Origin of the sequence: Cellulosimicrobium cellulans (genome assembly GCF_042723955.1) — a bacterium.
In the GTDB taxonomy this organism is placed as follows: Bacteria; Actinomycetota; Actinomycetes; order Actinomycetales; family Cellulomonadaceae; genus Cellulosimicrobium; species Cellulosimicrobium cellulans_H.
Genome location: NZ_JBHXIC010000043.1, coordinates 1 through 7,866 on the forward strand (window position 1 = coordinate 1; position 7,866 = coordinate 7,866).

Annotated in this window: 7 protein-coding genes; 2 read left to right on the plus strand and 5 right to left on the minus strand. The window is 76.2% G+C overall.

The genetic code is table 11. The features are described 5' to 3' along the window. Positions 1-555: 555 nt before the first annotated feature. On the plus strand, positions 556-1,983 hold the full coding sequence (locus tag ACFWH7_RS12815) for a hypothetical protein (RefSeq protein WP_378216891.1): 1,428 nt from the start codon (positions 556-558) through the stop codon (positions 1,981-1,983). 10 nt (positions 1,984-1,993) lie between these two features. Here the strand turns inward: ACFWH7_RS12815 and ACFWH7_RS12820 are convergent, their stop codons facing one another. The 5 genes from ACFWH7_RS12820 to ACFWH7_RS12840 are packed head-to-tail and all read right to left on the minus strand — an operon-like array spanning position 1,994 to position 6,550. Then, positions 1,994-2,668: a response regulator gene (locus tag ACFWH7_RS12820; RefSeq protein ID WP_378216892.1), complete on the minus strand. Its 675-nt coding sequence runs from the start codon at positions 2,666-2,668 to the stop codon at positions 1,994-1,996. Next, positions 2,665-4,074, minus strand: coding sequence for a sensor histidine kinase (locus ACFWH7_RS12825; RefSeq protein ID WP_378216893.1), 1,410 nt, complete (start codon positions 4,072-4,074; stop codon positions 2,665-2,667). The genes ACFWH7_RS12820 and ACFWH7_RS12825 overlap by 4 nt, the downstream gene beginning before the upstream one ends. Before the next feature lie 31 nt (positions 4,075-4,105). Then, on the minus strand, positions 4,106-4,870 hold the full coding sequence (locus tag ACFWH7_RS12830) for a hypothetical protein (protein WP_378216894.1): 765 nt from the start codon (positions 4,868-4,870) through the stop codon (positions 4,106-4,108). A 55-nt stretch (positions 4,871-4,925) separates the two neighbouring features. Then, positions 4,926-5,795, minus strand: coding sequence for a hypothetical protein (locus ACFWH7_RS12835; protein ID WP_378216895.1), 870 nt, complete (start codon positions 5,793-5,795; stop codon positions 4,926-4,928). Then, positions 5,792-6,550, minus strand: a complete 759-nt coding sequence (locus ACFWH7_RS12840; protein WP_378216896.1) for an ABC transporter ATP-binding protein — start codon at positions 6,548-6,550, stop codon at positions 5,792-5,794. The genes ACFWH7_RS12835 and ACFWH7_RS12840 overlap by 4 nt, the downstream gene beginning before the upstream one ends. Before the next feature lie 378 nt (positions 6,551-6,928). On the opposite strand from ACFWH7_RS12840, the gene ACFWH7_RS12845 reads away from it, so the two are divergent. Then, positions 6,929-7,663 carry a hemerythrin domain-containing protein gene (locus ACFWH7_RS12845; protein ID WP_378216897.1) on the plus strand — a complete coding sequence of 245 codons (735 nt, stop codon included), beginning with the start codon at positions 6,929-6,931 and terminating at the stop codon, positions 7,661-7,663. Positions 7,664-7,866 lie beyond the last annotated feature (203 nt).

Below are 7,866 nucleotides of genomic sequence, written 5' to 3' on the forward strand. Positions count from 1 at the left end.
GAGCCCGCCCCCACCCCCCGCCCCCCCCCGCTGACCGCGGGCGCGCCCCCCCCCCCCGCCCGCTGCGGAAGGCCCCCACCGCCGCTCTCCCTCGTCGGCTCGAATGCGTAGACGTCATCGTCTGCTCCGTTTCGTCGGGTGGTGCTGGCACGACGCTGCTTAGCGCTGTCCTGTCTCCGACCCGCCGGCCGTCCGTCGCCGGGTCGGGTTCTGCACTCCGCCGGTTCCCCTCGGCCGCGTCGTTGCGCCGGGGTCCGCACGGGCCGCGCGCACGGTCGGTGGCGACCCCTCGGCCGCCGCGTCCTGCTCTCCGTCCGGCTCGAGCTGCACGTCCGTGTGCGCGACCCTCGCAGCGTAGGGAAGGCGCTTTCCGGGTGTCAAGGGAGACACGGCGGGCCGTAGCGGTGGCAGTCCGTGCCCCGCGGTGGGAGCATCGCGGACGTCCGCGAACTGACACGAGGGGTGCCTGATGGACGGCTTCTGGGACCGGTTGGGCCGCACGGCGTCGGGGTTCTCCTCCGTGGTTCTCGCCGCGAGCGCTGGCCCGAGCATCCGATGACGGCCGACGAGGGCGACCCCGGGACCGGCGCCGACGAGACGACCGGCGCCGAGAAGAGCGACCTCGCGGCACGGCTCGCCGCCCTGGAGCGCGAGAACGCCGACCTGCGGCGCCGGCTCGAGGAGCGGCCGGAGGAGGTCGGCGGCGGTACGGGAACGGGGGTGGGCACGGGGACGCCGGTCGCCGCCCGTCGACCACGGCGCCGCCTGCGGGCCGTGGCGTGCGCGGTGCTCATCACGCTGGGTGCGCTGCTCGCACCGCTGGGTGCGGTCTCGGCGTGGGCGCAGCGCGAGCTGACGGACACCGACCGGTACGTCGCGACCGTGGGCCCGCTCGCCGCCGACCCGGTCGTGCAGTCCGCGGTCGCGGGCCGCCTGACCGAGGTGGTCATGTCGCGCGTCGACGTCGGCGCCCTCGTCGACGACCTCGTGGGGGGACTCGAGGAGCGCGACGTCCCGCCGCGCGCCACCCAGGCGCTCGCCGCGCTCGAGGCACCGCTCACGAGCGGTGTCGAGTCCCTGGTGCACGAGACCGCGACCCGGCTCGTCGAGAGCGACGAGTTCGAGGGCGCCTGGCTCCAGGCGAACCGCGTCGCGCACCAGCAGCTCCTCTCCGTCATGCGGGGCGAGGACGGCGACATCCTCCAGGTGGACGACGGCCGCCTCAGCATCCAGCTCTCGGGTCTGATCGACCTGCTCAAGGAGCGTCTGGTCGACCGCGGGCTGGGCGTCGCCGCCCGCATCCCGTCGGTCGACGCGACGTTCACGATCGCGCAGTCCGCAGAGCTCGTCATGCTCCAGAACCGCTACGCCCAGATCGTCACGCTCACCACGTGGCTGCCGTGGGTCGCGCTCGGGCTGCTCGCCGCCGGGGTCCTCGTCGCGAACCGACGGTCACGCGCCCTGGTGGTGGCGGGGCTGGCGCTGACGGGGGCGATGGTCGCGCTCGGCGTCGGGCTCGCGGTCGCGCGTGGCCTGTACCTGACCGCGCTCTCCGGGCAGGTCCTCCGGCTCGACGCGGCGCAGGTCGTGTTCGACCAGGCGGTGGGGTTCCTGCGCATCACGCTGCGCACCGTGGGGGTGCTCGGCCTCGTCGTCGCGCTCGCCGCGTACCTCGGCGGGTCGAGCGCGTCGGCGCGCAGCCTGCGTGCCGGGCTGGGCCGCGCAGGTGCCGCCGCGCGCGGGTGGGGCGAGGGCCGCGGGGTGTCGTCGGGTCCCGTCGGCGACTGGCTCGGGCGGCACAAGGCGTTCGTGCGCGTCGTCGTCATCGGCGTCGCGGCGCTCGTCCTCCTGCTCTCAGGATCTCTGACGCCGGGCCTCGTCGTCGGCGTCGCGCTCGTCGCGGGTCTCGTGCTCGTCGTGATCGAGGTCCTCGCCCGGCCGCCGGGGTTCGTCGCCCCGCCGTCAGACGCCGGACCGGCCTGACGCCCGGCGCTCAATGACGTGGACCGACCAGGCCGCTCTCGTACGCGACGATGACGGCCTGGACCCGGTCGCGCACCCCGAGCTTGGCGAGCAGGTTGCCGACGTGCGTCTTCACGGTCGTCGACGACAGCACGAGCCGCTCGGCGATCTCGGCGTTGGACAGCCCCTCGGCCACGCACCGCAGCACGTCGAGCTCGCGCGGCGTGAGAGACCGCAGGCGAGGGTCGAGGCCGTCGTCGGTCGCCGGCCGGTCCCCGGTGGGCAGGTGCGGGGCGAAGAGGTCGAGCATGCGGCGCAGCACCCGCGGCGCGACGACGGAGCTCCCCGCCGCGACGGTGCGGATCGCCTCCACGAGGTCGTGGGGGCGGGCGTTCTTCAGCAGGAAGCCGCTCGCGCCCGAGCGCAGCGCCGCGAACGCGTACTCGTCGACGTCGAACGTGGTCAGCACGAGCACGCGCGTCCCGGGGTGCTCGGTGACCACGCGCCGGGTCGCCTCGATGCCGTCCATGCCGGGCATCCGGACGTCCATGACGACGACGTCGGGCGCGAGCGCCGCGACCTGGTCGAGCGCGACCCGCCCGTCCGACGCCTCGCCCACCACCTCGAGGTCGGGCTCCGACTCGATCACGAGCCGGAACCCCATGCGCAGGAGCGCCTGGTCGTCCACGAGCAGCACGGTCGTCACGCGAGCCCTCCGTCGTCCGCGTCCTCCGGAAGGTCCCACGGCAGCACGACCCGCACCATCCACCCGCCCCCCGGCCGCGGCCCGGCCTCGACGTTGCCGCCGAGCAGGGCCGCGCGCTCGCGCATGCCCAGGATGCCGCGGCCGCTCCCGCCGCCCGTGCCGGGTCGGGTACCACCGGCGTCGCGGACCTCGACCTCGACGGCGTCCGCGCCGCGCCGGACCTCGACCTCGGCCGCGGGGGTCCCGGGCGCGTGCCGCAGGACGTTCGTCAGGGCCTCCTGCACGACCCGCACCACCGCCAGTCGCAGCGACGTGTCCTGCGGGAGCGCGACGTCGAGGCCGGTCGCCGTCACCGGTACTCCCGCCGCGCGGAAGCGCGCGACGACCGTCGCCAGGTCCGTCCCGGTCGGCTCGGGACGACCGTCCGACGCCTCGCCGTCGTCGCCGGGGTCGAGCGCCCCGAGCACGCGCTGCATATCGGCCAGCGCCTCGCGCCCGGTCCGGGAGAGCTCCCGCAGCGCCTCGCGCGAGCGGTCGGGGGCACGGTCGAGCGCGGCGCCCGCGCCGTCGGACAGGGCGACCATCACCGAGACGCTGTGCGCGACGACGTCGTGCATCTCGCGGGCGATGCGGGTGCGCTCGGCCGCACGCGCGAGCGCGGCGCTCTGGTCGCGGTCCCGGGCCATGGAGCGGTAGCGCTCCGCCAGGTCCTCCGCGTGCAGGCGCCGGGCGCGCGCGCCGGAGCCCGTGGCCATGCCGAGGAGCAGGAGCGCGAGCAGGAGGGAGACGGACGCGGACCGGCGGCCGGGGGAGAAGGGCGGCTCGGCGAGGTTGCGCACCGGGTCGCCGTCCGGCGCCACGATCGGGTCGCTCCAGAGCAGGATCTCGGCGAGGCCGATGTCCTGCCACCACCACAGCGCGACCGTCACGACGACGCCCACCGTGGCGCACGTGAGCCAGGCCGTGCGGGGAGGGCGGGACGCCGCGACGGCGTGCACGGCGCACGCGAGGCACACGCCGAGCACGCCCAGCACGCCCGCCGTGGCGAGCGACGCCACGGCGAGGGCCGTGAGCGCGGCCGTGACCGCCAGCGGTCGTGCGCGGCGCGCGAGCAGGAGCGCCGCACCGGCGACGGCCCCGACGAGCCAGGCCGTGACGACCACCTGGGCGACGGGCTCGTCGGGCCGGAAGAGACCGAGACCGGTCGACCCCTCGACCGTCGCGAGCCCGAGGACCGCGGTGACGAGCCCGAGCGCGACGAGACCGGCGGCGAGGGCGGCGTCCGCGGATCGCGGGTGCTCCGCGAGCAGCCGGCCGACCGGTCCCCGTCGCCGGAGGTCGGGCGCGACGAGGGCGGCGTCGTCGACCGTCCCGCGCGCGGACAGGGCGGTGGACGGCGGGGGCATGGCCCCACTCTCCCATCCGTCCCGGTCCACGTCAGGTGACGTCACGGCGACGCAGGCGGAACCCGGCCGCGACCACGAGCAGCGCGGCCCAGGCCACCAGCACGAGCCCGGCCGCCCACGGGCCGAGGTGCGGTCCCAGCGTGGTCGCGGCGAGCCGGTCGTCGTCCTGGAGGAGCCGCGCCCCCGCGCCCGGAAGGAGGGCACGCGCCGTGTCCGCGACCCGGCCGGGGTTCGTGGCGAGGAGGTGGTCGAGCACGACGAGCAGCAGCACGCCGGCGACGAGCGCGGCATCGGGCCGGCGCAGCAGGACACCGAGGCCCAGCCCGACGAGCGCGACCCCGGTCTGGTAGAGCACGAACCCCGCGAGGAGGCGGGCCGTCTCCGCGTCCGCGACCTCGAGCACGAGACCGGCGGTCGTGCGCTGCCCGACGGTCGCCGTGAGCGCCGCACCCAGCGCGACCGCCGCGGTGAGAGCCGCGACCGTGGTCGTGACGAGCACCTGGGCCACGAGCACGGGGACCCGGCGCGGCACGGCGACGAAGGTCACGCGGGCGGCACCGGTACGGAACTCCCCGGCACCGGTGGTGGCCCCCAGGACGAGGAACCCGAGCTGGGCGAGCACGTACCCGCCGACGGCGGTGGGGGCGCCCGAGGCGCCGGCGTCGGGCCGGGCGAAGAGGCCGAGCGCCCAGGCGGTCGCCGCCGCGGCGACGACGGTCGCGAGGGCGAGCCAGGCCGTCGCCGGCAGGCTCGTGAGCTTGTCCCACTCGGCCGCGACCACCCGGGGGAGGGTCACCTGCGGACGGTCCATGGCGCGGGCGTCCGAAGTGCGCGTCGTCGTCGCGGGCATGTCACGCCACGTCCCGCGTGCGGAGACGGAGGGCGGCCAGCGCGAGCGGCACGGCGACCCACGCCGTCAGGACGAGCCCGCCGCCCCACGCGCCGAGGTCGGGCGCTCCCTCGACGGCCCCCTCGGTCGTGAGCAAGGAGGCCGCGCCGGCCGGGAGGAACGTCACGGCCGTGTTCACGGCGGCCTGCGCGGGCGGCACACCCGCGGACGCCGCGAGCGGGTCGCTCCCCAGGTCCGCCGCGAGGACGAGCGCGACCGGCAGGACGAGGACGACGAGGACCGCGACCGTCACGGCGGGCACGGGGCGTCGGAGCAGCGCCCCGAGCGCGAGCCCGAGCAGGGCCATGGCGACGAGGAGCAGCACCATCCCGCCCAGGACCCTCGGGGTGCCGTCGGCGCCCAGGTCCAGGGAGATCGCGCGCGACCGGGCCGAGGGCAGCAGGGCGAGCACGGCGGCCGCGACCGCGAGCACCGCGGTGAGCAGCGCGAACGCCGCGGTCGCGACCGTCTGCGCAGCGAGCACCGGCCAGCGCCGGGGGACGGCGACGAACGTGGTGCGGAACGCGCCCGTACCGTGCTCGCCCGTCCCGACGAGGACGCCCAGGACCAGCGGGGGCACCTGTGCGAGCAGGAGGCCGGACGTGAGGGAGCCCGTCGGGTCGAACCCCGGGTCCACGGACGAGGCCTGCGCGGAGAGGTAGGTGAGCGCGGCCGACACCGCGACCGTGAGCGCGGCGGCCCACCAGGACGAGCGGAGACTCGTGAGCTTGGTCCACTCGGAGGCGACGACGCGGGCGAGTGTCGGGCCGTGCGGCGTCGTCCGTGCCGCGGTGGGCCGCGTCCGCAGGGACGAGGGGGTCGTGGCGGTCACCGGGCACCTCCCGCCGCGGCCCGGCCCGTCTCCTCGGCGGTGCGGCCGCGGTACTCGACGGCACCGGCCGTGAGGCGCAGGTACGCGTCCTCGAGCGAGCCCGCGTCGCCCGCGAGCTCCTGCACCGGGGCATCGGCGAGGAGCCGTCCCCGGCCGACGACGACGACCCGGTCCGCGCACAGCGCGAGCTCGTGCATGAGGTGCGAGGAGAGGAGCACGGTCCGTCCCTCGGCGGCGAGGCCGCGCACGAGGCCCCGCACCCACAGGACTCCGTCCGGGTCGAGGCCGTTGACGGGCTCGTCGAGGATGAGCGAGCCCGGGTCGCCGAGGAGCGCCCCCGCGATGCCGAGGCGCTGGCCCATCCCGAGGGAGAAGGTCCCCGCGCGCCGCCCGGCGACGCTCTCGAGGCCGGTCATCCCGATGACCTCCTCGACGCGCGCACGGCCGATCCCGTGGGTGCGCGCGAGGGCGCGCAGGTGCCGGAACGCCGTGCGCCCGGGGTGCACGGACCGCGCGTCGAGCATGACGCCGACGGTGCGCAGCGGCGCCGGGAGGTCGGCGTACCGGTGACCGTCGACGGTCGCCGTCCCGGAGGTGGGGCGCTCGAGCCCCACCACCATGCGCATCGTGGTCGACTTCCCGGCCCCGTTCGGGCCGAGGAAGCCCGTCACGGTGCCGGGCGGGGCCGTGAACGTCAGCCCGTCCACGGCCGTCACCGACCCGTAGCGCTTGGTGAGCGCCTGCACCTGGATCATGCGTCCTCCCGTCGTCTCCGGGGCGCCCGGTCCTCGGGCACCGCCGTCGTCGACGCTACGGACGGGCACAGGGCCGGCGGCTCCCGCCGGCGGCCGAGATCTGCGGCGGAGCGCCCTCCTCCTCGAGGAGGAGGGCGTCGTGCCGACGAGGGAGGTGGAGGGCTCCCACGCGATAGGCTGGGGGCAAGCTTCCGGCGTGAGAGCGCCGGCGGGATCCGATGAGACAGCGGATCGAGAAGCCCCGTCGCTCCACACGGCGGGGCTTCTCGCTGCCCGGGTGAACGTGCGCGGAGAGCATTGTGGGCCGTTCGCTGGCGGGAGTAGCGTTCGCTGTACGCCACGACGACACCGAGGTCGACCGATCGGGCGGAGGGCGACATGACGCACAGGCTTCCTCCTGCCGGGCCGCTGCCCGCGGGGCAGCACCCCGGGTGCGACACGTCGGGCATGTTCCTCGTGCACCGGATCTTCCGATGGCTGTACCGGGAGCTCCCCGAGCTCGTGCGCGAGGTCCGGCCCGGGGACACGGGGCGCTCCGCCGTCGTCGGGCGCTACGCCCACCTGGACTTCTTCGCGCTGCACATGCACCACGAGACCGAGGACATGGTGCTGTGGGACAGGCTGGAGATGCGCGCCCCGGCCTGCGCCCTGCACGTCGAGCAGATGCGCGCGCAGCACGCCGAGGTCGCGGTCCGCCTCGCGCGCATCGAGCTGCAGCTCGAGCCCTGGGTCGCCACGGCAGACCCCCGCCTCCGCGACGCCTTCGCCGCGGACCTCGACGGGCTGCGGGAACTTCTCTCGGCACACCTCGGGCAGGAGGAGGGCGACATCCTTCCCGTGGCGGGGGAGGTGATGTCCCAGCAGGAGTGGGACTTCATGGAGGAGCACACGCGCGCCACGCTCCTGGCGCACCGCAAGGAGCTCGGCAAGGACGTCATGGCGCTGCAGCTCGGGCTGCTGGTCGCGAGCGTGCCCGAGGCCGAGCGGGAGGACTGGTTCCGCGCGAACGTGCCGGCGCCCGTCCGGGTGCTGTACCTGCTCCTCCTCAAGCGGCGGTACGACGGCGCGATGCGGGAGCTCTACCCGGACCGCCCCGTGCCCGCGATGGTCTGACGCCGGCAACCGAGGGGCACCGAACCGTGTGGCGACGCGTGACGCTCGACGTCCACCTCGACCATCCGCCGTCGCGCGTCTTCCCGTACCTCGCCGAGCCCGGTCGGTGGCCTGAGTTCGCGCCCGCGGTCGACTCGCGTCGCCCGCTGGACGGGGGGCCCCCCCCCGGGGGGGGGCAGGGGGGCGCCCGCGCCCCCGACCGG